Raw genomic sequence first — 25,623 nt, forward strand, 5'->3', positions numbered from 1 at the left:
GCGCTGCGCTAGGACGTGCAGACCTTGGTCAGCTCCCCCGCGGCGTCCGTCACCGGGCTGACGTCCGGTGTCTCGTCCCCGTTCCTGATGGCCGTACGCACGTTGTCGACCGCCTTGTTCAGGTCGTCCACGGCCTTGTTGACATCCGTGTTGTCCGTCTTGTCGCCGATCTTCCGCAGGCTCTTCTCGATGGAGTCGAGCGACTGGTCGGCCTGGGAGGGATCGTTCGCCGCGTTCTCCACGGCCTGCTGGAGATCGGTGACGTTGTCGGCGATGGCGTCGGCGGTCTGCACGCAGTCCAGCGCCTTGTCCACGGCGTCGCAGCCGGTCGTGAGGCCGGCGGCGAGCGCGGCGGTCGCTACGGCGGCGACAACGGTGAGTCGGCGTCGGCTGGCGGCCATGGTGGTGTCCCTCCCCTGATACGGCTGGCCGGGCGCACGCTGGTGAGCGCGCGCCCGTACCCACAGGGACGTCGCTGGGGTCCGCCGGGTTGCCCCTCGGTCTTGGGGACTTCTTTACGCGCGCGTGGCCGCCAGTGCCGCCTGCTGGATCACGGCCAGCTCCCGGCAGCCGGTGACGGCGAGGTCGAGCAGGGCGTCGAGTTCCTCGCGGGCGAACGGCGCGGCCTCGGCGGTGCCCTGGACCTCGACGAACCGGCCGTCGCCGGTGCAGACGACGTTCATGTCGGTGTCGGCGCGCACGTCCTCCTCGTAGCAGAGGTCGAGCAGCGGGACCCCGCCGACGATGCCCACGGACACGGCGCTCACGGTGCCGGTGAGCGGCTGCCGGCCGGCCTTGATCAGCTTCTTGCCCTGGGCCCAGGCCACGGCGTCGGCCAGTGCGACGTACGCGCCGGTGATGGCCGCCGTACGCGTGCCGCCGTCGGCCTGGAGGACGTCGCAGTCGAGGACGATGGTGTTCTCACCGAGCGCCTTGTAGTCGATGACGGCGCGCAGGGAGCGGCCGATGAGCCGGGAGATCTCATGGGTGCGGCCACCGATCTTGCCCTTGACGGACTCGCGGTCGCCGCGGGTGTTGGTGGCGCGGGGCAGCATGGCGTACTCCGCGGTGACCCAGCCCTCGCCGCTGCCCTTGCGCCAGCGCGGAACGCCCTCGGTGACGGAGGCGGTGCAGAAGACCTTGGTGTCGCCGAAGGAGACGAGGACGGAGCCCTCGGCGTGCTTGCTCCATCCGCGTTCGATGGTGACCGGGCGGAGCTGTTCGGGGGTACGGCCGTCGATGCGAGACATGGCGATGAGCCTAGCCGCACATGGGGAAGGGGCTCCTCCGGCGTCGGGAAGAGCCCCTTCGGGTGAACCGGTGCGGCTCACATCATGTCTTCGATCTCCGCGGCGATCGGGTCGGCGTCGGTGCCGATGACGACCTGGATGGCCGTGCCCATCTTGACGACGCCGTGGGCGCCGGCGGCCTTCAGAGCGGCCTCGTCGACCAGAGCGGGGTCGGACACCTCGGTGCGCAGCCGGGTGATGCAGCCCTCGATCTCCTCGATGTTGTCGATGCCACCGAGCCCGGCGACGATCTTCTCAGCCTTGCTGGCCATGTTCCTTCTCCCTGCTCCGAACCGCTTTGTCGCAGTAACCCACAGTTGGCCCATCTTCGCGAGCGGTCTTGCCGTCCGTGTCGAATGATGGCGATCACGACAGCGGAACCGTCCGTCGACTGGTCTACACCACCGTGGGGAAGGTCGCCAAACCCATGAGTGCAGAGAGCACGGCAAGTCCCGCCAGGGTCCGCTGGAACCGTCTGTTCCAAGGCATGCAGAAGATGGGCCGCAGCCTCCAGTTGCCCATCGCCGTGCTGCCGGCGGCGGGCATCCTGAACCGGCTGGGGCAGCCGGACGTGTTCGGCCGGGACGGCCTGGGCTGGACGAACGTCTCCAAGGTGATGAGCGGCGCGGGCGGCGCGCTGCTGGACGGACAACTGGGGCTGCCGCTGCTGTTCTGCGTGGGCGTCGCGATCGGCATGGCGAAGAAGGCCGACGGTTCGACGGCGCTCGCGGCGGTGGCGGGCTTCCTCGTCTACTACGGCGTCCTGCGGCAGTTCCCGGAGACCTGCCCGGCGGGCGCGAAGGTGGTCGTCACGGGCTGCCAGGCGGCGAACGGCACGGTGTCCTCGTTCACCTACCAGAACCCGGGCGTCTTCGGCGGCATCGTCATGGGCCTGCTGGCCGCCCTCTTCTGGGCCCGCTACCACCGCACGAGACTGGTGGACTGGCTGGGCTTCTTCAACGGGCGCCGGCTCGTACCGATCGTCATGGCCTTCGTCGCGATCGTGTTCGCCGTGGTGTGCCTGTTCGTCTGGCCGCCGGTCGGCGCCGCGCTGGAGAGCCTCAGCGAGTGGCTGCGGGACGCCGGGTCCTGGGGCGCGGGCGTGTTCGGGGTGGCGAACCGGGCGCTGCTGGTGGTGGGCCTGCACCAGTTCCTGAACGTGCCCATCTGGTTCCAGTTCGGCAGCTACACCAAGCCCGACGGCACGGTGGTGCACGGCGACATCAACATGTTCCTGCAGGGCGACCCGAACGCCGGCCAGTTCACCTCGGGCTTCTTCCCCATCATGATGTTCGCGCTGCCGGCCGCGGCGCTGGCCATCACCCACTGCGCCCGGCCGGAGCGCCGCAAGGAGGTCGGCGGCCTGATGCTCTCGGTCGCGCTGACCTCGTTCGTGACCGGCATCACCGAGCCGCTGGAGTACTCGTTCCTCTTCATCGCGCCCGCGCTGTACGCCCTCCACGCGGTGCTGACCGGTGTGTCGATGGCGGTGACGTGGGCGCTGGGCGTGCACGACGGCTTCAGCTTCTCGGCGGGCCTGATCGACTACGTCATCAACTGGCGGCTGGCGACGAGACCGTGGGCGATCATCCCGATCGGGCTGTGTTTCGCGGCCGTGTACTACCTGGTGTTCCGCGTCGCGATCACGCGCTTCGACCTGAAGACGCCGGGGCGGGAGCCGGCGGACGAGGTGGAGGACGTCACCAAGGTCTGAGCACACAGCGCGTAGTGCCGCGGTAGCGGATTCGCGGGTTCCTTACGCCGCCTTCATCGTGCTACAACAGGTCTACACCACAAGTGGTGTAGACCAGAGACGCTGCCGTCCCCTTCCATGGTTCCCGGGCGGCGCCTTGCCCGATGGAGGAAGTATGAGCACCGCCACCGAGACGGCGGCCCCGGCGGCGAAGCCGGGGAAGAAGCGGGGTGCAGGCCTGTTCCAAGGCCTGCAGAAGGTCGGTCGCAGCCTACAGCTGCCGATCGCCGTCCTGCCCGCCGCAGGCATCATGGTCCGCCTCGGCCAGGACGACATCTTCGGCAAGGACGGCCTGGGCTGGGACAAGGTCGCCGCCGTGTTCAACAACGCGGGCGGCGCGCTGACCGGTTCCCTGCCGCTGCTGTTCTGCATCGGTGTGGCCATCGGCTTCGCCAAGAAGTCCGACGGTTCCACGGCCCTCGCCGCGGTGGTCGGCTTCCTCGTCTACAGCAAGGTCCTCCAGGCCTTCCCGCTGACCGAGCAGCACATAGAAAAGGGCAAGATCGTCGAGGCGACGTACAACGACCCCGGCGTCCTCGGCGGCATCATCATGGGTCTGCTCGCGGCCGTGCTGTGGCAGCGGTTCCACCGCACGAAGCTGGTCGACTGGCTCGGCTTCTTCAACGGCCGCCGGCTCGTGCCGATCATCACGGCCTTCGTCGGCATCGTGCTGGGCGTCTTCTTCGGACTCGTCTGGGAGCCGATCGGCAACGGCATCGCGCACTTCGGCGAGTGGATGACCGGTCTCGGATCGGGCGGCGCGGCCCTGTTCGGCGCGGTGAACCGCGCGCTGATCCCGGTCGGCATGCACCAGTTCGTCAACACCGTGGCGTGGTTCCAGCTCGGCGACTTCAAGAACGCCTCGGGCGACATCGTGCACGGCGACATCACCCGGTTCCTCGCCGGTGACCCGTCCGCCGGCCTCTTCCAGACCGGCTTCTTCCCGATCATGATGTTCGGCCTGCCGGCCGCCGCGCTCGCCATCGCCCACTGCGCCCGTCCGGAGCGCCGCAAGGCGGTGCTCGGCATGATGGTCTCGCTCGCGCTGACCTCGTTCGTCACCGGCGTCACCGAGCCGATCGAGTTCTCCTTCATGTTCGTCGCGCCGCTGCTGTACGTCCTGCACGCCGTGCTCACCGCGGTGTCCATGGCCGTCACGTGGGGCCTGGGCGCGCACGCCGGGTTCAACTTCTCCGCCGGCCTGATCGACTACGCCCTCAACTGGCACCTGGCGACCAAGCCATGGCTGATCATCCCGGTCGGCCTCGTGTTCGGCGCGATCTACTACGTGACCTTCCGGTTCGCCATCCTCAAGTTCGACCTCAAGACCCCGGGCCGTGAGCCCGAGGACGAGGTCGAGGACCTCGCCAAGGCGTGAGGCCGGCCGCCACGGCATGACAGGGCCCCCGGAGCCGCGATGCTCCGGGGGCCCTGTCGTGCGCGCGATGGCCTCAGATCTCGTACGTCTGTCTCGGCGCCGCCAGGTGTACCGGTCCGCTGAACACCTCGCGGGCGTCCCGCAGGTTCACCAGCGGGTCGGTCCACGGCGGGATGTGGGTGAGGACGAGCCTCCGTGCGCCCGCGCGAACCGCCGTCTCCCCCGCCTCCCGGCCGTTGAGGTGCAGGTCGGGAATGCTCTCCTTGCCGTGCGTGAACGCGGCCTCGCACAGGAACAGATCGGTGTCCCGGGCCAGCTCGTCCAGCGCCGTGGTGACGCCCGTGTCGCCGGAGTACGTCAGGGACTTGCCGCCGTGCTCGATCCGGATGCCGTAGGCCTCCACGGGGTGGCGGACCCGCTCGGTGTGCACGGTGAACGGGCCGATCTCGAACGTGGACGGCTTGACCGTGTGGAAGTCGAAGACCTCGCTCATCGAGGAGGCGGAGGGGGTGTCCGCGTAGGCCGTGGTCAGGCGGTGCTCCGTGCCCTCGGGGCCGTAGACCGGGATGGTGTCGCACCGGCCGCCGTCGTGCCGGTAGTAGCGCGCCACGAAGTACGCGCACATGTCGATGCAGTGATCGGCGTGCAGATGGCTGAGGAAGATCGCGTCGAGGTCGTAGAGACCGCAGTGGCGCTGCAGCTCGCCAAGGGCGCCGTTGCCCATGTCGAGGAGCAGCCGGAAGCCGTCGGCCTCGACGAGGTAGCTCGAACAGGCCGATTCCGCGGACGGGAACGACCCCGAGCAGCCGACGACGGTGAGCTTCATGAAGCAGAAACCTCCGTTGGCGGGTAACCGGTGGGCGGGACGTAAACCCCTTGCGGGGCGGGGGCTGTCGGGGGTCGTGCGGTTCGTCGAGCGTAAGGGGCGAAAGCGCGGGTCGCTCCTCCGCCAGGGGCCGTTGTGGGCGAACTCACCTGTGCTGTCACCGGTTCGGCTGGACGCAGGGCGCACAAGGACAGGAAGAGGGCGCGCGATGTTCGGCGTGCGCCGGTAACGTCGTCGTATGGACACGTCCTGGTGGCTGGCGCTCGCGGCGGTGGTACTGCTCGCGCTGGTCGCCACGCTCGTCGACGGCTGGGGCCGCGGCCACCGGCCCGGCGGACGACGCCTGCGGCCCCCGGGCCGGCCGGGCCCGCGGACGGCGCACGCCGTACGGCCCTCCCCCGGGGACATCTGGTGGGCGGAGGTCCCCTACGAGGACCGGACCGAGGCCAAGGACCGGCCCTGTCTGGTCCTGGCCGTGCGCGGCAACCGGGCCACCGTCGCCAAGATCACCAGCAAGTACCACGACGAACGCTGCGGGGTGATCCCGCTGCCGCCCGGCGCGGTCGGCGACGCCCAGGGACGGCCCAGCTTCCTGGAGACCGACGAGCTGCGCGAAGTCCCGGTGGACGGCTTCCGCCGCCGCGTCGGCGTGGTCGACCCGGTCCTGTGGGACCAGGTGCGGCACCTGGCGGGTTAGGGCACCTCAGCTCACGCGGACGGTGACCGTCCAGTCCTCGATGCCCTTGCAGGAGACCTGGCCCGGTGCGGTCGGCTCGGCGCACAGCGGGCGGGACGACGTGAGCTTGACGGTGCCGGCGGCCACCGCCTGGTACGCGGCCGTGGCGTCACCCGGCTGGAGCACGAAGCCCGCGTTGACGGCCTTCAGCGCCGTACCGCTCGCGGCGACCGGCTGCCAGGGGCGGGCCCTGGTGCCGTCCAGGGTCAGCCGCACCTCGCCGCCCTCGGTCACGCAGACGGTACGGCCGTGATCGGCGGCCGTCAGCTCCACGTGACCGGTGCAGTCGCCGGCGGACCGGATGGGCGACGGCGTGCCCGTGCGGGGCGGCGCCGACACCTTGTCGCTGCTCCCGGTGTCCTGCTGGGAGCCGCAGCCCGCGAGGAGCAGCGCTGCCACCGCGGGGGCGAGGAGCGTCGTACGGCGCATGGGGTCCGCCTTTCTGCCGGAGTCCTGGTACGGATGTGACGTACCACCGGCGCGCGCGGATCCACAGCCAGGCCCTGCCGCGCGAGCGCGGCCGAGCCGGCAACCGACGACAACGCGGCGGATGTGCGTGCCAGGCCCCGCGCCGCCGGGATGATCCGGACGGCGGGGCCTAGGCCCAGAGCTGGCCCTGGAGTGTCGCGATGGCCTCTTCCGTGGTGGTCGCCGTGTAGACGCCCGTGGAGAGGTACTTCCAGCCGCCGTCGGCCACGATGAAGACGATGTCGGCGCTCTCGCCCGCCTTGACGGCCTTCCGGCCGACGCCGATCGCCGCGTGCAGGGCGGCGCCGGTGGAGACGCCCGCGAAGATGCCCTCCTGCTGGAGGAGTTCGCGGGTGCGGGTGACCGCGTCGGCCGAGCCGACCGAGAACCGGGTGGTCAGGACGGACGCGTCGTACAGCTCGGGGACGAAGCCCTCGTCGAGGTTGCGCAGACCGTAGACCAGGTCGTCGTAGCGCGGTTCGGCGGCGACGATCTGGACGCCCGGCTTGTGCTCGCGCAGATAGCGGCCGACGCCCATGAGGGTGCCGGTGGTGCCGAGGCCGGCCACGAAGTGGGTGATCGAGGGCAGGTCGGCGAGGATCTCGGGGCCGGTCGTGGCGTAGTGGGCGCCCGCGTTGTCCGGGTTGCCGTACTGGTAGAGCATCACCCAGTCGGGGTGCTCGGCGGCCAGTTCCTTGGCCACGCGCACGGCGGTGTTGGAGCCGCCGGCGGCCGGCGAGGAGATGATCTCGGCGCCCCACATGCCGAGCAGGTCCCGGCGCTCCTGCGAGGTGTTCTCCGGCATCACGCACACCATCCGGTAGCCCTTGAGCTTGGCCGCCATGGCGAGGGAGATGCCGGTGTTGCCGGAGGTGGGCTCGAGGATCGTGCAGCCCGGGGTCAGCCGGCCGTCCTTCTCCGCCTGCTCGATCATGTGCAGGGCGGGCCGGTCCTTGACCGAGCCGGTGGGGTTGCGGTCCTCCAGCTTGGCCCAGATCCGCACGTCCGGGGCCGGCGACAGCCGCGGCAGGCGCACCAGAGGGGTGTTGCCCACCGCGGCCAGCGGGGAGTCGTAGCGCATCGCTGCTCAGCGACCGATCAGCGCATGCCGCCGGCGACGGCCGGCAGGATCGTCACATTGTCGCCGTCGGACAGCTTGGTGTTGATGCCGTCCAGGAAGCGGACGTCCTCGTCGTTGAGGTACACGTTGACGAAGCGGCGCAGCTGGTCGCCGTCCACGATGCGGGCCTGGATGCCCGCGTGCCGCGACTCCAGGTCGGCGAACAGCTCGGCGAGGGTGCTCCCGTTGCCCTCCACCGCCTTCTGACCGTCGGTGTACTGGCGGAGGATGGTGGGGATGCGGACCTCGATGGCCATGGTTGCGGGCTCCTGTCGGGAAGTGTCGGAAGGTGTGGGCGCGCGGCGGGGCACGCCGCGGCTCACGGCCGTACGGCGGCGGGGAACGTCAACAGATGGCGCTGTTCAGCCTGCACAGATCGACGTGCAGCCGCGCCACGAGCAGCGTGCCCGGCGCCTTCTCGCTCACGTCGTTCAGAACCATGGGCTCATCGTATCGATTCCCGGTCCGGGTCCCGGAGTGTGATCCCACATCCCGGACTAAATCCGACCGATTGCTGAGATCAGTACGCCTCGACGACCTTGACCTCCTCCTCGGTGACCTCCCCTTCCAGGATGCGGAAGGAGCGGAACTGGAACTCTCCGGCGCCGTCGGTGTCGGCGGTGGACACCAGGACGTAGTGCGCGCCGGGCTCGTTGGCGTAGCTGATGTCGGTGCGGGAGGGGTACGCCTCGGTCGCGGTGTGGGAGTGGTAGATGATCACCGGCTCCTCGTCGCGGTCGTCCAGCTCGCGGTAGAGCTTGAGCAGGTCCTGGGAGTCGAACTCGTAGAAGGTGGGCGAGCGGGCCGCGTTGAGCATCGGGATGAAGCGCTCGGGGCGGCCGGAGCCCACCGGTCCGGCGACCACGCCGCACGCCTCGTCGGGGTGGTCCTCGCGCGCGTGGGCGACGATCTGGTCGTAGAGCGCCTGGGTGATGGTCAGCATGGGGGCCAGGATAAGCAGAGGGGCCGTCCCGTACCGAGGAGTGGTACGGGACGGCCCACATCGCGGACGTCCTGAGCGGCGGCCGGCGGGGGCGCCACGAGAGCTCCCGACGGCCGGACGTCCTTTTCCGGAGGTCTTCCGGGGGTCTCCCGGGGTCTTCCGAGGATCGTTTCCGGGCTCAGCCCACCTTCTCGAACTCCGGCTCGCGGCGGTCCGCGATGGACGGCGTCCGGGACTTCAGCACCAGCCAGCCGATGCCGAGGGCGACCGCCCAGACCGCCATCACGTACAGGCAGACGCGGGAGTCGGCGTCGTAGGCGATCAGGCCGGTGACGAAGAGCAGGAAGGCGATGGCGATGTACGAGCACACCGCGCCGCCGGGCGCCGGGAAGGAGCTGGCGGGCAGCCGGCCCGCGTCGACCGCGCGGCGGTAGAGGACGTGGCTGATCAGGATCATCAGCCAGGTCCAGATGCCGGCCGCGGTGGCGACGGAGGTGACGTAACCGAAGGCCTTCTCCGGGACGACGTAGTTCAGGACGACGCCGATGCCCATGAACAGCACCGAGACGGTGATGCCGAGGGCCGGGGTCTTGGACGCCGACAGCCTGCTGAAGACGCGGGGGGCCTCGCCGTTGTCGGCCAGCGTGCGCAGCATGCGGCCGGTGGAGTACATGCCCGAGTTGCAGGACGACAGGGCGGCGGTGAGCACCACGAAGTTGACGATGCCCGCGCCGGCCGGGATGCCGATCATCGCGAACGCCTTCACGAACGGGCTGACGCCCTCCGTGAACTCGGTCCACTTCACCACACAGAGGATGACGGTGAGGGCACCGACGTAGAACAGGCCGATGCGCCAGGGCAGCGTGTTGATGGCCTTGGGGAGGGTCTTCTCCGGGTTCTCGGATTCGCCCGCGGTGACGCCGACCAGCTCGACGGCGAGGTAGGCGAACATCACGCCCTGCAGGGTCATCAGCGAGGAGCCGATGCCCTTGGGGAAGAAGCCGTCGAACTGCCACAGGTTCGACACGTGCGCGGTGTCGCCCGCGGCACTGAAGCCGAAGGTGAGCACACCGATACCGATCACGATCATGCCGATCAGGGCGGTGACCTTGACCATGGAGAACCAGAACTCCAGCTCACCGAAGAGCTTCACGGAGATCAGGTTGACCCCGAAGAGGACCACCAGGAAGACGAGCGCCGTCACCCACTGCGGAATGGCCGGGAACCAATAGTTGATGTAGATCGCGGCGGCCGTCAGCTCGGCCATGCCGGTGACGACCCACATCAGCCAGTACGTCCAGCCGGTGAAGTAGCCGAAGAACGGGCCGAGGAACTCGCGGGAGTAGTCCGCGAACGAGCCCGAGACGGGACGGTAGAGCAGCAGTTCGCCCAGGGCCCGCATGATGAAGAAGATGATCACGCCCGCGAGGGCGTACATGAGGATGAGGCTCGGGCCGGCCTTCTCGATGTTCGCGCCTGCCTTGAGGAAGAGCCCGACACCGATCGCGCCGCCGATGGCGATCATCTGGACCTGACGGCTGCCGAGCCCGCGCTCGTACCCCTCCTCAGGGGCGGTGGTGACCTTCTCAGAGGTCATGTGTGGTGCGCCTTTCTCCATGCCGACCCGGGCCTTTCGTCGGCCTCGGATCGGGTCTCGATCCCCCCGGATGATGGAGTTGTCTGCCTGGCCGACGGTCGTCGGCTCGGTGGCGCACCCGGCCGAACGTGGGTGGTGTCGGCCGGGCGGTCGTGAAGATTTATCACGGCCGCAATATTGATCACAGGGGCGCGATGTGGCGCATCACACAGGTAAAAGCGGACAAAGAGCGCTCGAATGCGGCAAAACAGGCCGCGAAGGTGACGGGATCGTTATCCGGATCTGAGCGTCCTCTGAGCGAACACTTCCGGGTGACAAAACCGTACGAACTACGGCATCAGGGTCGTCACCAGGGTCTCCTGGAGCCCGCCGAGCCACAGATAGGCCAGGACCATCGGCTTGCGCGGGTCCTCCTCCGGGAGCCGGTAGAGCAGGTCGGTGTCGTCCTCGTCGGTGATCTCCAGCCGGGAACCGATCGCCAGCCGCAGATCGTTGAGGGCGCCGAGCCACTGCCGGGACTCCTCCGGGGACAGCTTGAGCACCGCCCCGCCCTCGTCGACCGGGGCGAGCGCGTCCAGGCTGCGGATCACCCCGAGCGCGTTCTCCCGCTTGCCGGCACGCAGGTCGTTCTCCGTGAAGCGGCGGAACTCGGCGGAGTGCGCCCGCCGCTCCTCCGCCTCGGCCGACGAGGCGGGCACCTCCTCCGGGTCGCTGTAGGCGTCCGGGAAGAGCCTGCGGAGCACCGGGTCGGCGGGCGGCTCGCTCGGCCCCTCCGCGAACAGCTCGGCGAGCGGGTCGTCCGGGGCGTCGGCGCCGGGTCCGGGACCGATGAGCTCCAGGAGCTGGACGGCCAGCGACCGGATGATGGAGATCTCGACGTCGTCGAGGGCGACGGCCGCGCCGCCGCCGGGGAGCGGTTCGAAGTGTCCGGGCATCTGGGTGCGTTTACTTCCGGTCCTGCTGGAGGGTGGCCCACAGACCGTAGCCGTGCATCGCCTGCACGTCGCGTTCCATCTCCTCGCGACTGCCGCTGGAGACGACCGCCCGGCCCTTGTGGTGGACGTCGAGCATGAGCTTGGTGGCCTTGTCCTTGGAGTAGCCGAAGTACGTCTGGAAGACGTACGTCACGTAGCTCATGAGGTTGACCGGGTCGTTGTGGACGATCGTGACCCAGGGGACGTCGGGCTCGGGTACGGCGAAGACCTCCTCCGCCGACTCGGTGCGTTCGATCTCTACGGGCGCGGGTGACGTCACACAGCCCATGCTGCCACGGCCCCCATAAATCGTCACACCGACGAAAAGGGAGTACGATTCCTCGCCATGAACACAGCGGACCTTGGGCTGCCGGTGGACGTTCCCTCGACAGCGCTCTTCACGGACCAGTACGAGCTGACGATGCTGCGCGCCGCCCTGAAGGCCGGTACGGCCGAACGGCGCAGCGTGTTCGAGGTCTTCACCCGGCGGCTGCCGAACGGGCGCCGCTACGGCGTGGTGGCCGGCACCGGCCGCGTCCTGGACGCGGTGGAGAACTTCCGTTTCGACTCCGGCGTGCTCGGCTTCCTGCGCGAGCGGGACATCGTCGACGAGGAGACGCTGCGGTGGCTCGCCGACTACCGCTTCAGCGGTGACATCTGGGGCTACCCGGAGGGCGAGGTGTACTTCCCGGGCTCGCCGATCATGCGCGTCGAGGGCACCTTCGCCGAGTGCGTCCTGCTGGAGACGGTGATCCTCTCCATCCTCAACCACGACTCCGCGATCGCCGCGGCCGCCTCCCGGATGGCCTCCGCCGCCGGTGACCGCCCGCTGATCGAGATGGGCGCCCGCCGCACCCACGAGCTGGCCGCCGTGGCCGCCGCCCGGGCCGCCTACGTCGGCGGCTTCGCCACCACCTCCGACCTGGCCGCCGGCTTCCGCTACGGCATCCCGACCGTCGGCACCTCCGCGCACGCCTTCACCCTGCTGCACGACCGCGAGCGGGACGCCTTCCAGGCCCAGGTCGACACCCTCGGCCGCGGCACGACCCTCCTGGTGGACACGTACGACGTCGCCGAGGCCGTCCGTACGGCGGTGGAGGTGGCCGGCCCCGAGCTGGGCGCGGTCCGCATCGACTCCGGCGACCTGCTGCTGGTGGCCCACCGGGTGCGGCAGCAGCTCGACGAGCTGGGCGCGACCGGCACGAAGATCGTCGTGACCTCCGACCTGGACGAGTACGCCATCGCCTCGCTGGCCGCCGCGCCGGTGGACGCGTACGGCGTCGGCACCCAGCTCGTGACCGGATCCGGGCACCCGACCTCCTCCATGGTCTACAAGCTGGTCGCCCGCGCCGAGTCCGCCGACCCGAGGGCCCCGCTGCTGCCGGTCGCGAAGAAGTCCAGCGGCGGCAAGACGTCCGTCGGCGGGCGCAAGTGGGCGGCGCGCCGGCTGGACGCGGAGGGGGTCGCGGAGGCCGAGGTCGTCGGCACCGGGCCGGTCCCGGCCGAGCTGGCCGACCGGCAACTGCTGGTGCAGCTGGTCAAGGGCGGCGAGGTCGTCGCCCGGGAGCCGTTGGACGTGTCCCGGGACCGCCACATCACGGCCCGCGCGAATCTGCCGCTCTCCGCTATCCAGCTGTCCAGGGGGGAACCCGTCATTCCGACGGAGTACGTCCACGGGCGCTCGGGTAGCTAGAGCGGGACCCCCGTCCGCCCCTGGACGCCCCCTCCCGCGGGAGCCCGGAATTCTCTAGGCTCAGTTACTTCACTCTCAGTCGAAGGACACCCACCATGCGCCGCGCCTTGATCGTCGTAGACGTGCAGAACGACTTCTGCGAGGGGGGCAGCCTCGCGGTGGCCGGCGGTGCCGACGTGGCCGCCGCCATCACCGAGCTGATCGGCCAGGCGGCGGGCACCGGATACCGGCATGTGGTGGCCACCCGCGACCACCACATCGCGCCCGGCGGCCACTTCGCGGACAACCCCGACTACGTCCGCTCCTGGCCCGCGCACTGCGTCGCGGGCACGGAAGGGGTGGGCTTCCACCCGAACTTCGCCCCGGCCGTCGCCTCCGGCGCGGTGGACGCCGTCTTCGACAAGGGTGCCTACGCGGCCGCGTACAGCGGCTTCGAGGGCACCGACGAGAACGGCGTCCCCCTGGCCGACTGGCTGCGCGCCCGGGAGATCACGGAGGTGGACGTGGTGGGCATCGCCACGGACCACTGCGTACGGGCCACCGCCCTGGACGCCGCGCGGGAGGGCTTCCGCACCCAGGTGCTCCTGGACCTGACGGCCGGGGTGGCGGGCGAGACCACCGAGCGGGCCCTGGAGGAGCTCAGACAAGCGGGCGTGGAACTCACCGGCAAGCCCGTGGTGAGCGGCTAGGAGAGCGCCCGAAGGGGCGCGGGGCGCTGCGCGACCGGCCACCACGCGGCCGCACCCGGTGACGTACGGCCGCTCCCCTCACCGCGCCACCGCCGGCCCGCGCAGCAGCGCCCGGATCGGATGCCACAGCTCGTTGACGATGACACCGTTGTCGGCCGGGGCCGTACGCCATATCAGGCCGTCGGGATGGTGCAGGACCGCCGTGATCTCGTCCGGTGTCGGAGGCTCGGCGTTCCCCCGGAGGTAGATCGCCCGCAGGCCCAGGTTCCGGAGCCTGGTCAGGGCCCGGGCACGGTTCTGGGCGTGCACGAGAACCCGCACCCCGGCGGAGCCGTACGGCAGGTTCAGCGCCACCACCACCGTGCCGTTCGGCAGCTTGCAGAAGCCTCCAGCGGCCATGCGGTCACATCCCCGTTCCGGTCGGTGTCAATAAGCGGTCCACAGGACGCACCTAAACACGACCGGCGGCAACCCGCCAAGGGGTTGCCGCCGATACGCCTCTGACCTGCGGTGATGCGGACTACTTCACCGCGGGACCGACCTTGAGCTGGATCGTGGAGCCGTCCTTGGCCTCCTTGACGATCGTGATCTTGGTGTTGGTGTCAGTGACCTTCACCCCACCCGTCGGGTTCGACGGGTCGTAGTAGGTGCTGGTGTGGTCGTTGAAGACCCGGACACCCTTCGAACCCTTGATCTTGAGCGCGACGTCGGCCTTGTGCAGGGTGATGCCGTCCGTGCCGTAGATGCTGAACGGCGAGTCGTAGGCCTGGATGCGGTTGCGCAGCAGCGTGCCGTCGGTCCACTTCAGCGCCTTCGGGTGCGAGTCGATCGGCAGGATCAGACCGGTGCCCGGGTGGCCGTTGGCGGCGTTCGTGTTGTTGTCCGCCTGGGAGGTGTCCCACTTCCAGATCAGCAGGCCGTTCTGGTACGGGTAGTGCTCCACCCAGTCCGGGCGCGACGCGAAGCCGAAGTTGTACGGGCCGGTCTTCAGCGTCTTGTCGTACGACACGTACTGCCGGTTCTCGGCGATGTAGTACTGCTTGTAGTCCTTGGTGAAGGACGCACCGATGCGGGAGAAGCCGGCCGCGGTCCAACCGGCGTCCGCGGTCTCGGCGTTGTCCGAGAACAGCGGGGTGCCGTCGGCGGTCACGGCGATCTCGTCGGCCGTGAAGCCGTTCTCCGCGACACCGCCGTCGGTGGCGTAGCGGAAGCGCAGGTCGATCTTCTTGCCCGCGTAGGCGTCGAGGGGGAACTGCAGCTTCTTGTGCGTCTGCGAGAAGCCGCTCAGCGCCGGCTTGCCGCTGGCGTCCTTCGGCAGGGCCTGGCCGTCGGCCGTGCCGTCCAGGGCGGTCCAGTTGGCGCCGCCGTCGGTCGAGACCTCGGTGTAGACGTAGTCGTAGCCGGCCTCGGTGGCCCACCAGCCGTCCAGGGTGAGGCTCGCCGAGGACTTGCCGGTGAGGTCCACGGAACGGGTCAGCGTGTTCTTCAGGTTGTTGCCGCTGCCGCTCCACCACTGGGTGGCGCCCTGCGCCGGCTCGGTGATGGTGGTGGTGACCGCCTTGTCCGGCAGGGTCACCACGAGCGCCTGCTTGTCCCAGGTGTTGTACTCGGCGACGCCCAGCTTGTGCGTGGACTGCTTGCCGGCCTTGGCGGTGTCGTAGTTCAGCCAGCCCAGCTGGAGCTTGTCCCAGGCGTTCATGTCGCCCGGCAGGTCACCGATGGACTCCTTGCCGGTGCCCAGCCAGGAGCCGGAGGACATCAGCGTCCAGAAACCGGTGGAGTTGTCGCCGCCGGCGGTGTCGTACTCGTCCGGCAGACCGAGGTCGTGGCCGTACTCGTGGGCGAAGACGCCGAGGCCGCCGTTCTCCGGCTGGATGGTGTAGTCGCCGACCCAGATGCCGGTGTCGCCGACCTGCGTACCGCCGAGCTTGTTGCTCTCGGGACCGGTGGCGCCGGCGTCGGTGCCGAAGGCGTACCAGCGGTGGGCCCAGATCGCGTTCTCGCCCTCGGCGCCGCCGCCGGCGGACTCGTCCTCACCGGCGTGCACGATCTGGAAGTGGTCGACGTAGCCGTCCGGCTCGTTGAAGTTGCCGTCGCCGTCGAAGTCGTAGCGGTCCCACTCGTCGTACTTGGCGAGGTCCTTCTTGATGTCGGCGTCGGTGCGGCCGGCCTTCTTCTGCTGGGCGACCCAGGCGTTCAGGCCGTCGCTGACGACGTTCCACACGCTCGGGCAGTTGGTGTCGCCGCAGGCGTTGTTGCCGTAACGGGCCTCGTTGTAGGGGACCTTGACCCAGTCGGTGACCTCACCGGAGACCGAGTAGCGGCCCGAGGACTGCTTCTCGTAGTACTTCTTCAGCGACTCGGTCTTCTTGCCGGTGCCGAAGTAGAGGTCCTGGTAGTGCTTCTGGTTGTAGTCCTTCTGCCAGGCCGTCGAGTTGTCCTTCTTGCGGTCCGGCGCGGCGATCTTGTTGTGCAGCGGGCCCGGGGTGCCGCCGAACTTGGGGTCGGTCTGGTCGCCGAACTCCACCAGGATCGTGAAGATCTTGTCGGTCTTCTCGCGGCTCAGCTCGACGTACTTGCTCTGGCCCTTGCGGCTCTTGAGCTCGACGACCTTGGAGCCGTTGCGCTCCTTCGCGGTGGCCTTGCCCGATATGAGCTGGTTCAGGGCCTCCTCACGCTGGGCCTCCTGGGTCTTGCTCAGGGGGCCGTCCAGGTCGTGCGCGCGCTGCTTCACCGGAGCCGGGTCGTGCCGGTTGGCCGCGGCGGTGTGGGCCTGGGTGCCCGCCTCCGCGACGGCGAAGGTGGCGAACGTGGCGGAGGCCGCCGCGAGCGTCACGCCGATGGCGGCCGCTCTGAACGTCCAGGATCTGCTGGTCACTTGAGTTCCTCCCCCGCGCCGCGCACACGGACAGAGGGTTCCGGGTCATGGAGGAATCCGTGCGCGCACGATCAACGCGTGTAGTCAAGTGACGACATTTGACTAGAGGTTTAGCTGAAAAAACAGATCTTGACTTGAGCAGGACAAGTGCACTATGCGGAGGTGGCGTTCGCTTTACGGACGCGTGTCACCTCGCCAAACGGGCGCAGGGGGACGCCCCTTTGGCCAGGACGGTGACTCCATGCGCCCCCTGTGCACCGGTACCGTGGGTTAGGTCAGGCTTACCGGGCGTCCCGCTCGGGCATGCAGGCCAACAGAGTGGCACCCCAATCTTCCGAAGACTGCCGAGGACACGATTGCCATGCCTCGTCCGACTGCCGCACAGCTCGCCTACGGTTCCTGCACCGTGATCTTCTCGACGCTCGCCATGCTGCTGCTGTCCCAGACGAGTTCGGGCCTCGGGGTCGCCGTCATCGCCCTCGCGGCCCTCGCGCTGGGCCTGCTGGTCGCCCTGACGGTCCCCGTCCCCGGGGCGCGCTCGGAGCGGGCGCCCGCCGAGCCCGTGGCGGAGGAGGAACGTATCCCCACGACCCTGTGACGCACAGGGGCACAGCGTCGCACGGCCGCGACGGTGGCGGTTCCGGGACGTCCCGGAACCGCCACCGTCGCGGCTGCACCCCCGGCGGACGGCTCAACCGGTGCTGACCACCACCGTCTTGGCCGCCTTGTCGTGCAGGCCCTGTTTGTACGGCTTGTCGAAGAAGCTCCAACCACCCGAGATGGCCGTCCAGATGCAGGCGCAGCAGAAGGCGAACGGCACCCACAGCACCAGGGAACGGATCAGCATGGTCTGCACGGAGGGGGTGGCGCCGTTCTCCAGGTTGGCCACCCGCAGGCCGAGCCACTTCTTGCCGAGGGTCTGCCCCGACCTGGTCATCATGAAGGTGTCGTACGCGATGTAGAGCACGGCCGCGATGAAGGACTGGGCGAGGGACCTGCCGACCTGCATCCGCTCGCCGTCGACCGTGTACTCGCTCACCCCGAACGCCCAGGTGAGCAGCAGTACGACGATGCCGACGAGGATCAGGTCGATGATGCGCGCGAGCGTGCGCTTGCCGCTGTCGGCGAGCGGGGGCATGCCGGCCAGCGGGTCGGCGGGGTAGCCGCCGGGGCCGTAGGGGCCGCCGCCCGGACCGCCGCCGTAGGGGCCACCGCCGTAAGGACCGCCACCGCCGTGAGGACCGCCCGGACCGCCGCCGTAGGGACCGCCCGCGCCGTCGCCGGGGGGAGGGGGCTGGGCGCCGCCGTACGGGGCGTCGTACGGCGAGCCCGAGCCCTGGTCCGACGGGGGCCGCTTCCTGAAGGGATCGTCCTCGGGGGGCTGCTCTCCGGAGCCGGGGGGCGGTTCGGTGCTCATGGCCCGAGTGGAACCCGAAGATCCCGGCCCCGCATCCGGCAGACGGCCGGACGGAGTACGCGCGCTCAGCCGGCCACGAAGGTGTGGGCCGCCTTGTCGTGCCAGCACTGGTGCCAGGGCCGGTCGAACAGGCACCACAGCACGCCCACGATCCCGACGGCCAGCAGGCCCGGCACGCTGAGCACCAGCCAGCGGCGCAGCGCCGCGCCGAACGTCGGGGGCTCGTGCGCCTCGATGTCCCGGACCTCCAGACCGCACAGCTTCTTGCCGAGGGTGCGGCCCCACTTGGCCGTGGGCAGCACCTCGTACAGGACACCGGCCAGCAGGAGGACGGCGAGGACGATGCCGAGGCTGGTGCCGGTCGTGCCGTCGAGCAGCCAGACCGTGACCTCGTGGCCGGACAGCCGGGCGGCGTCGATCTTCTGCTGGACGTGGTCCACGGCCCGGGTGCCGAGCGGGACCGCGGCGGCGGCCGTCACGGCGCCGATGGCCAGCAGGTCGATCAGCCGCGCGGCGAGCCGCTTGCCGAGTCCGGCGGGGCGGGCGGCGGCCTGCCGGCGCGCGGCGGCCTGGAAGAGGTCCTCCACCGGCGGCTTCCACGGCGCCACGGGCTGCTCGTCCCCGCCTCCGGCAAGCTGATGCACCTGCTGCGCCCAGGAGGCCTGCCCGCCACCGGGTCCGCTGGTCAGCGGGGTGACGGGGGCACCGCCCTGGACGGGACCCGCCTGGTGCGGCACCGACGGGGCCACGGAGGCGGGAGCCGGGGCGGCCGGGGAGGGCTGGGGCGCCGGGGCGGGCTGCGGGACGGACGGTGCCTGCGGTGCCTGGGCCGCCGGGGCGGGCTGCGGGGTGGAGGGTGCCTGCGGTGCCTGCGGTGCCTGGGCCGCCGGGGGTGTCTGTGCGGCGGCGGCGCGGGCCGCGGCGGCCTTTCCGGCGCCGAAGCCGGAGTTCACGGGCGCGCCGACCGGGCCCTGCGTCCCGAAGCCGGCCGGGCCGCTGTCGGTGCCGGACGGGGCCGGCGGGGCGGACGGGACCGGGCGGAAGGTCATCGTGCCGTCGTCGGTGCGGTCGGCTGCCGCCGGGCCGGGGATCGGGCGGCGGAAGATGAAGGTGCCGGGGTCGTGGGGGTCGTCCTCCGTCGGCGGGATCGTCGCGGTGCCGTCGGTACGGCCCGTGGCACGGCCGTCGGGGGCGATGGGGGCCTCGGCCGGCACCCTGGGATCGGCGCCCCAGGGCTGACCGGGCTGAGCGGGCTGACCGGGCTGACCCGGCGCACCCGGCTGGCCCCACTGCGCTCCCTGCGCGGGCTGCACGGGATGCCCGCTCTGCCCGCCCTGCCGACCCGCGCCGTCCGGCTGTTCCCCGTCGGGCGGGTCCTCGTCGAAGAAGTGCGGACCCGTTTCCTCCACGGACGGGGACGCCGGTCGGGCGCCGGGGGGCGGGGTGAGCGGTTCGCCGTTCTTCGGCGCCGGGCGGCTCGTGCCAGGCACCCAGGAGGCGCCGTTCCAGTACCGGACGTAGCCGGGGATGGACGGGTCCGGGTAGTAGCCCTCGCGGGGCCGGTCGTCACCTGGGGCCGGGGTTGGGGCGCTCATGTCCGTCGTCCCGTATCTGCTCGGGGGTGGGATGGGGGCCTCCACATCTATCAGACCCGGGCATCCCCCACCGCCAGTCCCGCCGGACCCACCCCTTTCCGGGCAACGCCGTGACGGACTCCCCCGGCTCGCGAAAAGAATTTCCCCGAACGCGCGTAATGGCCCGGCCCCTGTCCCCTCTCCTTCCGGTGCGGGCCCCGTCCGAGCGGCCCCGACGCGAAAGGAGACGCAGGTCATGCAGCACACCGTGGTGGAGCGCGAACTGGAGCTGAGGCTCATCCTGTCGCCGGAGCGGAGCGTCCCGGTGCCGGCCCGGCTCGGCTACCGCTCCGACGACCCCTACGCCGTCCACATCACCTTCCACATCGACTCCGAGCACCCCGTCGACTGGACGTTCGCCCGCGACCTGCTGGTGGAGGGGGTGTTCCGGCCGTGCGGGCACGGGGACGTGCGGGTGTGGCCGACGAAGGCGAACGGGCGCAGTGTCGTCCTGATGGCGCTGAGTTCACCGGACGGCGACGCGCTGCTGGAGGCGCCGGTCCCGCAGGTGTCGGCCTGGCTGGAGCGGACGCTGCGGGCGGTGCCGCCGGGCACGGAGGGCGGGCAGCTCGGCATCGACGACGCGCTCGACCAGTTCCTCGCCCGGTGAACGGCCCCGGGAAGGAGGCGTCAGAAGAGCTTGCCCGGGTTCAGGATGCCCAGCGGGTCGAAGACCTGCTTCACCGCCCGCTGCATCTCCACCCCGACCGGGCCGATCTCCCGGGCCAGCCACTCCTTCTTCAGGACGCCGACGCCGTGTTCGCCGGTGATGGTGCCGCCCAGCTCCAGGCCGAGGGCCATGATCTCGTCGAAGGACTCACGGGCCCGGCGGGACTCCTCGGGGTCACGGGCGTCGAAGCAGACGGTGGGGTGCGTGTTGCCGTCGCCGGCGTGCGCGCAGACGCCGATCGTGAGGCCGTACTCGGCGGCGATCCGCTCCACGCCCTCCAGCATGGCGCCGAGCCGCGAGCGGGGCACGCACACGTCGTCGATCATCGTCGTGCCCTTCACCGCCTCCAGCGCGGTCAGCGAGAGCCGCCGGGCCTGCAACAGCATCTCGGACTCGGCCGCGTCCTCGGCCGGGACGACCTGGGTCGCGCCGGCGGCCTCGCACAGGGCGCCGACGGCGGCCAGGTCGGCGGCCGGGTCCGGGGTGTCGAACGCGGCCAGCAGCAGCGCCTCGGTGGTCTCGGGCAGCCCCATGTGGGCGAGGTCGTTGACCGCCTTGACCGTCGTACGGTCCATGAGTTCGAGGAGCGACGGCACGTGACCGCCCTCCATGATCCGGCAGATGGCGTCGCAGGCGGCCGCCGCGGAGGCGAACTCGGCGGCCAGCACGAGCTGCCGGGGCGGCTTGGGCTTCAGCGCCAGGACGGCCCGGACGACGATGCCGAGGGAGCCCTCGGAGCCGACGAAGAGCCGGGTCAGGTCGTAGCCCGCGACCCCCTTCGCCGTGCGCCGGCCGGTGGACATCAGGCGGCCGTCGGCGAGGACGACGTCCAGGCCGAGGACGTATTCCGCGGTCACGCCGTACTTGACGCAGCACAGGCCGCCGGAGGCCGTGCCGATGTTGCCGCCGATGGTGCACATCTCCCAGCTGGAGGGGTCCGGCGGGTAGTACAGGCCGTGTTCCTCGACCGCGCGGGAGAGGGTCGCGTTGACCACGCCCGGTTCGACCACGGCGATCCGGTCGACGGGGCTGATCTCCAGGATGCGGTCCATCTTGGTGAGGGACAGCACGACGCAGCCCTCGGTGGCGTTGGCGCCGCCGGACAGGCCGGTGCGGGCCCCCTGCGGGACGACGGGGACGCGCAGCTCGGTGGCCGTGCGCATGACGTGCTGGACCTGTTCGACGGTGCGCGGGAGGACGACGACGGCGGGACTGCCCGCCGGGCAGAAGCTCGCCATGTCGTGGGCGTAGGAGGCCGTGACGTCGGAGTCGGTCAGGACGGCCTCGGGCGGCAGGCCGGCCAGGAGCCGGTCGGTGAGGTTACCGGTGTGCTCGTCGCGGGGTGCTTCGATACGGCTCATGATCACAGCGTGTCACTCGCGGCCATCGGTGTGAACCCCGCCCGCGCCGCCCCGGGGCCGCGCGGATGTGCTCGTCGTATTGACGCACAGTGAGCGCCATGGACAACCGACAGTGCGTGGGTACGTCCCTGGTACCGGAGCCGCCGGCGCCGCGCCGGCCCCGGCGGGCGCTGCGGCGGGTGCTGGTCGCCTCGCTGGCGGGCGGTGTCATGGCGGGCACGGTGCTGATGCTGCTGCCGCACGAGCGCCGGCACGGGCCGGCCGCGCCGCCCGCCGCCGGTCCGCAGGCGCGGCCACGGGCGCAGGTGCCGGCGCTGACGACGGTGACCTACGGGGTGCCGGCCGCGCTGCCCGGGCTGACGGCGCTCATCGGGCGGCAGGAGCAGCGGGTGCGGGCGCAGCCACGGGACGCCCGGGCGTGGGCGGTGCTGGGGTCGGCGTACGTGGAGCGGGGGCGCCGGGCGGGTGACGTGGCGGACTACCCGAAGGCCGAGCGGGCGCTGCGGACCTCGCTGGAGGTGCGGGGCGGCCGGAACACCGAGGCGCTGGACGGGCTGGCCGCGCTGGCGCTGGCGCGCCGGGACTTCCCGGCGGCGAAGAGCTACGGCGAGCAGGCGCTGAAGGCGGCGCCGAAGCGGTGGCAGGCGTATGCGCCGCTGATCGACGCGTACACCGGGCTCGGGGACTACGAGAAGGCCCGCTCCACCCTGGACAAGCTGCTGGCCCTGCGCACCGACGCGACGGCGCGGCCGGCCGTGATGGCGCGGGCCTCGGCGGTGTACCGGGACCGGGGCTGGCGCGAGGACGCGGTGGCCCAGCTCACCGACGCGGCGGCCGCCGCGCGGACCCCGGCGGAGCAGGCCGCGTGGCTGACCGGGCTGGGGCAGCTCGCGTGGGAGCGCGGGGACCTGCCGGACGCGCTGCGGCACTTCGAGGCCGCGCTGCGGCTCGATCCCGACCAGCGGGCGGCACGGGCCGGGCGGGCGCGGACGCTGGCCGCGCTGGGGCGCACGGCGCAGGCGCTGACCGCGTACCGGGCCGCCGTCGCGAAACAGCCGGACCCCGCGGACCTGCTGGAACTGGGCGAGCTGTACGAGTCGCTGGGGCAGCCCGGGGTCGCCGAGGAGCAGTACACGCGGATGAAGGCGGCGGTACGGCGGGCGGTGTCCGGCGGGGTGGACGAGGAGCTGCTGATCGGGCGGTTCGAGGCGGACCACGGGGACCCGTGGGACGCCGTGGAGCGGTTGCGGGAGGAGTGGAAGCGGCAGCCGGGGATCGAGGTGGCCGACGCGCTGGGCTGGGCGCTGCACCGGGCCGGTGAGGACGAGGAGGCGCTGACCTACGCCACCACCGCGACGGACAAGGCGAAGGGGGGCGGGGTGCGCAGCGCGCTGTACGCGTTCCACCGGGGCGTGATCGAGGCGGAAGTGGAGCGGTACGGTCCCGCGCGGCGGCATCTGGAGGAGGCCCTGCGCATCAACCCGTACTTCTCGCCGCTGAAGGCGCCGATGGCGCGGGAGGCGCTGCGGGAGCTGGGCGACGTACCCGACGAGCCGCCGCCCAGCGAGTAGCGTCCGCCGTTACAGGTTGCCCCGCTTCTCCTGCTCGCGCTCGATCGCCTCGAACAGCGCCTTGAAGTTGCCCTTGCCGAAGCCCATGGAGCCGTGCCGCTCGATGAGCTCGAAGAACACGGTCGGACGGTCCTGGACCGGCTTGGTGAAGATCTGCAGCAGGTAGCCGTCCTCGTCGCGGTCGGCCAGGATCTTCAGCTCGCGCAGGGTCTCGACCGGCACGCGGGTGTCGCCGACCCACTCGCCGAGGGTGTCGTAGTAGGAGTCGGGGGTGTCGAGGAACTCGACGCCGGCCGCGCGCATGGTGCGGACCGTCTGCACGATGTCGCCGGTGTTGAGCGCGATGTGCTGGACGCCCGCGCCGCCGTAGAACTCCAGGTACTCGTCGATCTGGGACTTCTTCTTGGCGATGGCGGGCTCGTTGATCGGGAACTTGACCTTGAGGGTGCCGTCCGCGACCACCTTCGACATCAGCGCGCTGTACTCGGTGGCGATGTCGTCGCCCACGAACTCCTTCATGTTCGTGAAGCCCATGACCTTGTTGTAGAAGGCCACCCACTCGTTCATCCGGCCGAGTTCGACGTTGCCGACGCAGTGGTCGATGGCCTGGAAGACGCGGTGGGCGGGCGGCTCGACGATCGGCTCCGCGGCGGTGTACCCGGGCAGGTAGGGGCCGTCGTAGCCGGTGCGCTCGACCAGGGTGTGGCGGGTCTCGCCGTAGGTGGCGATGGCGGCGAGGACGACCGTGCCGTGCTCGTCCTTCAGCTCGTACGGCTCGGTGACGCTCTTCGCGCCCTGCTCGACGGCGTACGCGTACGCGGCGCGCGCGTCCGGGACCTCGATGGCCAGGTCGATGACGCCGTCGCCGTGCGCGGCCACGTGCTGGGCGAGGAAGTGGCCCCAGGTGCTGCTCGGCTTGATCACGGAGGTGAAGACGAAGCGGGCGGAGCCGCTCTCCAGCACGTAACTGGCGGTCTCGCGGCTGCCGTTCTCCGGTCCGGAGTAGGCGACCAGCCGCATGCCGAAGGCGGTGGAGTAGTAGTGCGCCGCCTGCTTGGCGTTGCCCACGGCGAAGACGACCGCGTCCATTCCCTTGACCGGGAAGGGGTCGTCCTGCCGGGCGGTCGTCTCGGGAGTGAGGTGTGTGGTCTGCGTCATAGCGGAAGGGTGGCTCTGCTCTGCAAGGTGCGCAATAGTTCGCGCTATCGCTGGGCAATCCGACCAGCGGTACGGCCGTCTCGGCGGTCTTTCTGTACAGGATGACCATCTCAGGGGGTCCCGTGGCGATCGATCATCTGGACGGGCGCATCATCGTGCTGCTGGCCCGGGAGCCGCGCATCGGGGTGCTGGAGATGTCCCGGCGGCTGGGTGTGGCGCGCGGGACCGTGCAGGCGCGCCTGGACCGGCTCCAGTCGAACGGGGTCATCCGCGGCTTCGGCCCGCAGGTGGATCCGGCGGCCCTCGGCTACCCGGTCACCGCGTTCGCCACCCTCCAGATCCGGCAGGGCCAGGGCGCCGACGTACGGGCGCACCTGGCGACCGTGCCCGAAGTGCTGGAGCTGCTGACGACCACCGGCAGCGGGGACATGCTGTGCCGGCTGGTGGCCCGCTCGAACGCCGATCTGCAGCGGGTGATCGACCGGGTCGTCGGCTTCGACGGCATCGTCCGGGCCTCCACGGCGATCGTCATGGAGAACCCCGTTCCGCTGCGGATCATCCCGCTGGTGGAGCAGGCGGCGGCGGACGCCGAACGGTCGTAGGCGGCGGCCCGTGCGGGTGGGCTAACAGCTCGGGACCGAGCCCTTGCCCTTCTCCAGCGCCACCAGGGAGTCGACCGCGCCCTTGAGCGTGGTCACTGGGACCAGTCGCAGCCCCTTCGGCAGCTCCGCCTTCGCGTCGGCGCACTCCGCCTTCGGCACCAGGAAGACGGTGGCCCCGTCCCGGCGCGCGGCCTGGGTCTTCAGGGCCACCCCGCCGACCGCGCCGACCTGGCCGGCCGCGTCGATCGTGCCCGTACCGGCGATGACGCGGCCCCCCGTGAGGTCGCCGCCGCTGCCGTCGCCGTTCAGCTTGTCGATGATCCCCAGGGAGAACAGCAGCCCCGCGCTGGGTCCGCCCACGTCGGCGAGCCGCAGCGTGACCCTGACCTTGCCGGCGCCGAGCCCGAGGTACTTCAGCGCCGCCTGGGTCGCCGCGTCCTGGGACTGCCGCATCTGCGCCTCGTTGTGCCGCTCGATCTCCTTGACGGTGTCGCCGCTCGGGTAGACCGAGTCGCGCGGCAGCACCGCGCGGTCGGTGCGGAACCAGCCGTCGACCACGTCACCGAGCCTGACCTCGGCGTCCGGACCGGTCGCCTCGATCGTGGTCATCCGCAGCTGGCCGCTGGTCCTCCGGGTCTCCGCCCCGGAGACCGTGATCACCGGGGTGCCCTGGTTCCGCCCGAGCACGTTCGCCGTCATGCCGGGCTGCGCCACCGAGAACGGCAGCGGCGCGAAGGCCGTCGTGGCCAGCAGGGCCACGACGGGCAGTGCGCAGACGGCGAGGGCCTGGGGGCGTGTGAGACGTGAGAGCACGAGGTCAATCTAACGTGACAACCACGTGCCCCTTCCGCCGCGTGCGGGTGCCT

At 70.8% G+C, this 25,623-nt stretch carries 28 protein-coding genes; 9 read left to right on the forward strand and 19 right to left on the reverse strand.

Annotated features, from left to right (window positions below; all coding sequences use genetic code 11):
* Positions 1-8: 8 nt before the first annotated feature.
* From OO52_RS14855 to OO52_RS14865, 3 genes are all read right to left on the reverse strand, one after another.
* On the reverse strand, positions 9-401 hold the full coding sequence (locus OO52_RS14855; protein ID WP_030657475.1) for a hypothetical protein: 393 nt from the start codon (positions 399-401) through the stop codon (positions 9-11).
* 114 nt (positions 402-515) lie between these two features.
* Complete coding sequence (gene rph, locus OO52_RS14860; protein WP_014672980.1) at positions 516-1,250, reverse strand: ribonuclease PH; 735 nt, start codon at positions 1,248-1,250, stop codon at positions 516-518.
* Positions 1,251-1,327: 77 nt separating this feature from the next.
* A complete protein-coding gene (locus OO52_RS14865) occupies positions 1,328-1,561 on the reverse strand; it encodes a glucose PTS transporter subunit EIIB (RefSeq protein WP_014672981.1) in 234 nt (77 codons plus the stop codon).
* 155 nt (positions 1,562-1,716) lie between these two features.
* Between OO52_RS14865 and OO52_RS14870 the strand changes: the two genes are divergently transcribed.
* Together OO52_RS14870 and OO52_RS14875 are read left to right on the forward strand one after the other, a co-directional pair.
* Positions 1,717-3,003, forward strand: a complete 1,287-nt coding sequence (locus tag OO52_RS14870) for a PTS transporter subunit EIIC (protein WP_030657472.1) — start codon at positions 1,717-1,719, stop codon at positions 3,001-3,003.
* Positions 3,004-3,157: 154 nt separating this feature from the next.
* Complete coding sequence (locus tag OO52_RS14875; protein WP_030657470.1) at positions 3,158-4,420, forward strand: PTS transporter subunit EIIC; 1,263 nt, start codon at positions 3,158-3,160, stop codon at positions 4,418-4,420.
* A gap of 73 nt (positions 4,421-4,493) precedes the next feature.
* Here OO52_RS14875 and OO52_RS14880 read toward each other — a convergent pair whose 3' ends face one another.
* Complete coding sequence (locus OO52_RS14880) at positions 4,494-5,246, reverse strand: MBL fold metallo-hydrolase (RefSeq protein ID WP_030657468.1); 753 nt, start codon at positions 5,244-5,246, stop codon at positions 4,494-4,496.
* Positions 5,247-5,484: 238 nt separating this feature from the next.
* Here OO52_RS14880 and OO52_RS14885 point away from each other — a divergent pair, with 238 nt between their 5' ends.
* Complete coding sequence (locus tag OO52_RS14885; RefSeq protein ID WP_030657466.1) at positions 5,485-5,943, forward strand: type II toxin-antitoxin system PemK/MazF family toxin; 459 nt, start codon at positions 5,485-5,487, stop codon at positions 5,941-5,943.
* A gap of 6 nt (positions 5,944-5,949) precedes the next feature.
* Here the strand turns inward: OO52_RS14885 and OO52_RS14890 are convergent, their stop codons facing one another.
* The 8 genes from OO52_RS14890 to clpS all read right to left on the reverse strand — a co-directional run bounded on the left by OO52_RS14890 (position 5,950) and on the right by clpS (position 11,373).
* Entirely contained in the window at positions 5,950-6,411 is a 462-nt protein-coding gene (locus tag OO52_RS14890) for a hypothetical protein (RefSeq protein ID WP_030657464.1), read from the reverse strand.
* A gap of 169 nt (positions 6,412-6,580) precedes the next feature.
* On the reverse strand, positions 6,581-7,531 hold the full coding sequence (locus OO52_RS14895) for a PLP-dependent cysteine synthase family protein (RefSeq protein WP_030657462.1): 951 nt from the start codon (positions 7,529-7,531) through the stop codon (positions 6,581-6,583).
* 17 nt (positions 7,532-7,548) lie between these two features.
* Positions 7,549-7,827, reverse strand: coding sequence for a MoaD/ThiS family protein (locus tag OO52_RS14900; protein ID WP_014672988.1), 279 nt, complete (start codon positions 7,825-7,827; stop codon positions 7,549-7,551).
* A gap of 88 nt (positions 7,828-7,915) precedes the next feature.
* Complete coding sequence (locus tag OO52_RS54210; RefSeq protein ID WP_309550412.1) at positions 7,916-8,011, reverse strand: putative leader peptide; 96 nt, start codon at positions 8,009-8,011, stop codon at positions 7,916-7,918.
* Positions 8,012-8,090: 79 nt separating this feature from the next.
* Entirely contained in the window at positions 8,091-8,513 is a 423-nt protein-coding gene (locus OO52_RS14905) for a Mov34/MPN/PAD-1 family protein (RefSeq protein WP_030657461.1), read from the reverse strand.
* A gap of 178 nt (positions 8,514-8,691) precedes the next feature.
* Positions 8,692-10,110, reverse strand: a complete 1,419-nt coding sequence (locus OO52_RS14910) for an amino acid permease (protein ID WP_030657458.1) — start codon at positions 10,108-10,110, stop codon at positions 8,692-8,694.
* Between the two features lie 329 nt (positions 10,111-10,439).
* The gene (locus OO52_RS14915; protein WP_030657456.1) at positions 10,440-11,045 is read right to left on the reverse strand and encodes a DUF2017 domain-containing protein; all 606 of its coding nucleotides are present in this window, start codon (positions 11,043-11,045) and stop codon (positions 10,440-10,442) included.
* Between the two features lie 10 nt (positions 11,046-11,055).
* Positions 11,056-11,373, reverse strand: coding sequence for an ATP-dependent Clp protease adapter ClpS (gene clpS, locus OO52_RS14920; protein WP_004000915.1), 318 nt, complete (start codon positions 11,371-11,373; stop codon positions 11,056-11,058).
* Positions 11,374-11,430: 57 nt separating this feature from the next.
* Here clpS and OO52_RS14925 point away from each other — a divergent pair, with 57 nt between their 5' ends.
* The gene (locus OO52_RS14925) at positions 11,431-12,777 is read left to right on the forward strand and encodes a nicotinate phosphoribosyltransferase (protein ID WP_030657454.1); all 1,347 of its coding nucleotides are present in this window, start codon (positions 11,431-11,433) and stop codon (positions 12,775-12,777) included.
* A gap of 95 nt (positions 12,778-12,872) precedes the next feature.
* Positions 12,873-13,466, forward strand: coding sequence for an isochorismatase family protein (locus OO52_RS14930; protein ID WP_030657452.1), 594 nt, complete (start codon positions 12,873-12,875; stop codon positions 13,464-13,466).
* Between the two features lie 78 nt (positions 13,467-13,544).
* Here OO52_RS14930 and OO52_RS14935 read toward each other — a convergent pair whose 3' ends face one another.
* Both OO52_RS14935 and OO52_RS14940 read right to left on the reverse strand, forming a co-directional pair.
* The gene (locus OO52_RS14935) at positions 13,545-13,865 is read right to left on the reverse strand and encodes a hypothetical protein (protein WP_030657450.1); all 321 of its coding nucleotides are present in this window, start codon (positions 13,863-13,865) and stop codon (positions 13,545-13,547) included.
* A gap of 121 nt (positions 13,866-13,986) precedes the next feature.
* The gene (locus tag OO52_RS14940; protein ID WP_030657448.1) at positions 13,987-16,344 is read right to left on the reverse strand and encodes an immune inhibitor A domain-containing protein; all 2,358 of its coding nucleotides are present in this window, start codon (positions 16,342-16,344) and stop codon (positions 13,987-13,989) included.
* Positions 16,345-16,705: 361 nt separating this feature from the next.
* On the opposite strand from OO52_RS14940, the gene OO52_RS14945 reads away from it, so the two are divergent.
* Positions 16,706-16,942 (forward strand): hypothetical protein, encoded by a 237-nt coding sequence (locus tag OO52_RS14945; RefSeq protein ID WP_030657446.1) that lies wholly within the window; start codon positions 16,706-16,708, stop codon positions 16,940-16,942.
* A 93-nt stretch (positions 16,943-17,035) separates the two neighbouring features.
* On the opposite strand, the gene OO52_RS14950 is transcribed toward OO52_RS14945, so the two are convergent.
* Together OO52_RS14950 and OO52_RS14955 are read right to left on the reverse strand one after the other, a co-directional pair.
* Entirely contained in the window at positions 17,036-17,761 is a 726-nt protein-coding gene (locus OO52_RS14950; RefSeq protein WP_030657444.1) for an RDD family protein, read from the reverse strand.
* 65 nt (positions 17,762-17,826) lie between these two features.
* Positions 17,827-19,356: an RDD family protein gene (locus OO52_RS14955; protein WP_030657442.1), complete on the reverse strand. Its 1,530-nt coding sequence runs from the start codon at positions 19,354-19,356 to the stop codon at positions 17,827-17,829.
* Positions 19,357-19,591: 235 nt separating this feature from the next.
* Here OO52_RS14955 and OO52_RS14960 point away from each other — a divergent pair, with 235 nt between their 5' ends.
* Complete coding sequence (locus OO52_RS14960; RefSeq protein ID WP_030657440.1) at positions 19,592-20,005, forward strand: SsgA family sporulation/cell division regulator; 414 nt, start codon at positions 19,592-19,594, stop codon at positions 20,003-20,005.
* Positions 20,006-20,025: 20 nt separating this feature from the next.
* Here the strand turns inward: OO52_RS14960 and OO52_RS14965 are convergent, their stop codons facing one another.
* Positions 20,026-21,432: an FAD-binding oxidoreductase gene (locus OO52_RS14965; RefSeq protein WP_030657438.1), complete on the reverse strand. Its 1,407-nt coding sequence runs from the start codon at positions 21,430-21,432 to the stop codon at positions 20,026-20,028.
* A 92-nt stretch (positions 21,433-21,524) separates the two neighbouring features.
* On the opposite strand from OO52_RS14965, the gene OO52_RS14970 reads away from it, so the two are divergent.
* Positions 21,525-22,997, forward strand: coding sequence for a tetratricopeptide repeat protein (locus tag OO52_RS14970; protein WP_030657436.1), 1,473 nt, complete (start codon positions 21,525-21,527; stop codon positions 22,995-22,997).
* 9 nt (positions 22,998-23,006) lie between these two features.
* Here the strand turns inward: OO52_RS14970 and hppD are convergent, their stop codons facing one another.
* Positions 23,007-24,155, reverse strand: coding sequence for a 4-hydroxyphenylpyruvate dioxygenase (hppD, locus tag OO52_RS14975; RefSeq protein ID WP_030657433.1), 1,149 nt, complete (start codon positions 24,153-24,155; stop codon positions 23,007-23,009).
* A 122-nt stretch (positions 24,156-24,277) separates the two neighbouring features.
* Here hppD and OO52_RS14980 point away from each other — a divergent pair, with 122 nt between their 5' ends.
* Positions 24,278-24,757, forward strand: a complete 480-nt coding sequence (locus tag OO52_RS14980) for an Lrp/AsnC family transcriptional regulator (protein ID WP_030657431.1) — start codon at positions 24,278-24,280, stop codon at positions 24,755-24,757.
* 21 nt (positions 24,758-24,778) lie between these two features.
* Here the strand turns inward: OO52_RS14980 and OO52_RS14985 are convergent, their stop codons facing one another.
* Positions 24,779-25,570 carry a S16 family serine protease gene (locus OO52_RS14985; RefSeq protein WP_030657430.1) on the reverse strand — a complete coding sequence of 264 codons (792 nt, stop codon included), beginning with the start codon at positions 25,568-25,570 and terminating at the stop codon, positions 24,779-24,781.
* Positions 25,571-25,623 lie beyond the last annotated feature (53 nt).

The organism is Streptomyces flaveolus, from assembly GCF_000716535.1.
Classification (GTDB): Bacteria; Actinomycetota; Actinomycetes; order Streptomycetales; family Streptomycetaceae; genus Streptomyces; species Streptomyces flaveolus_A.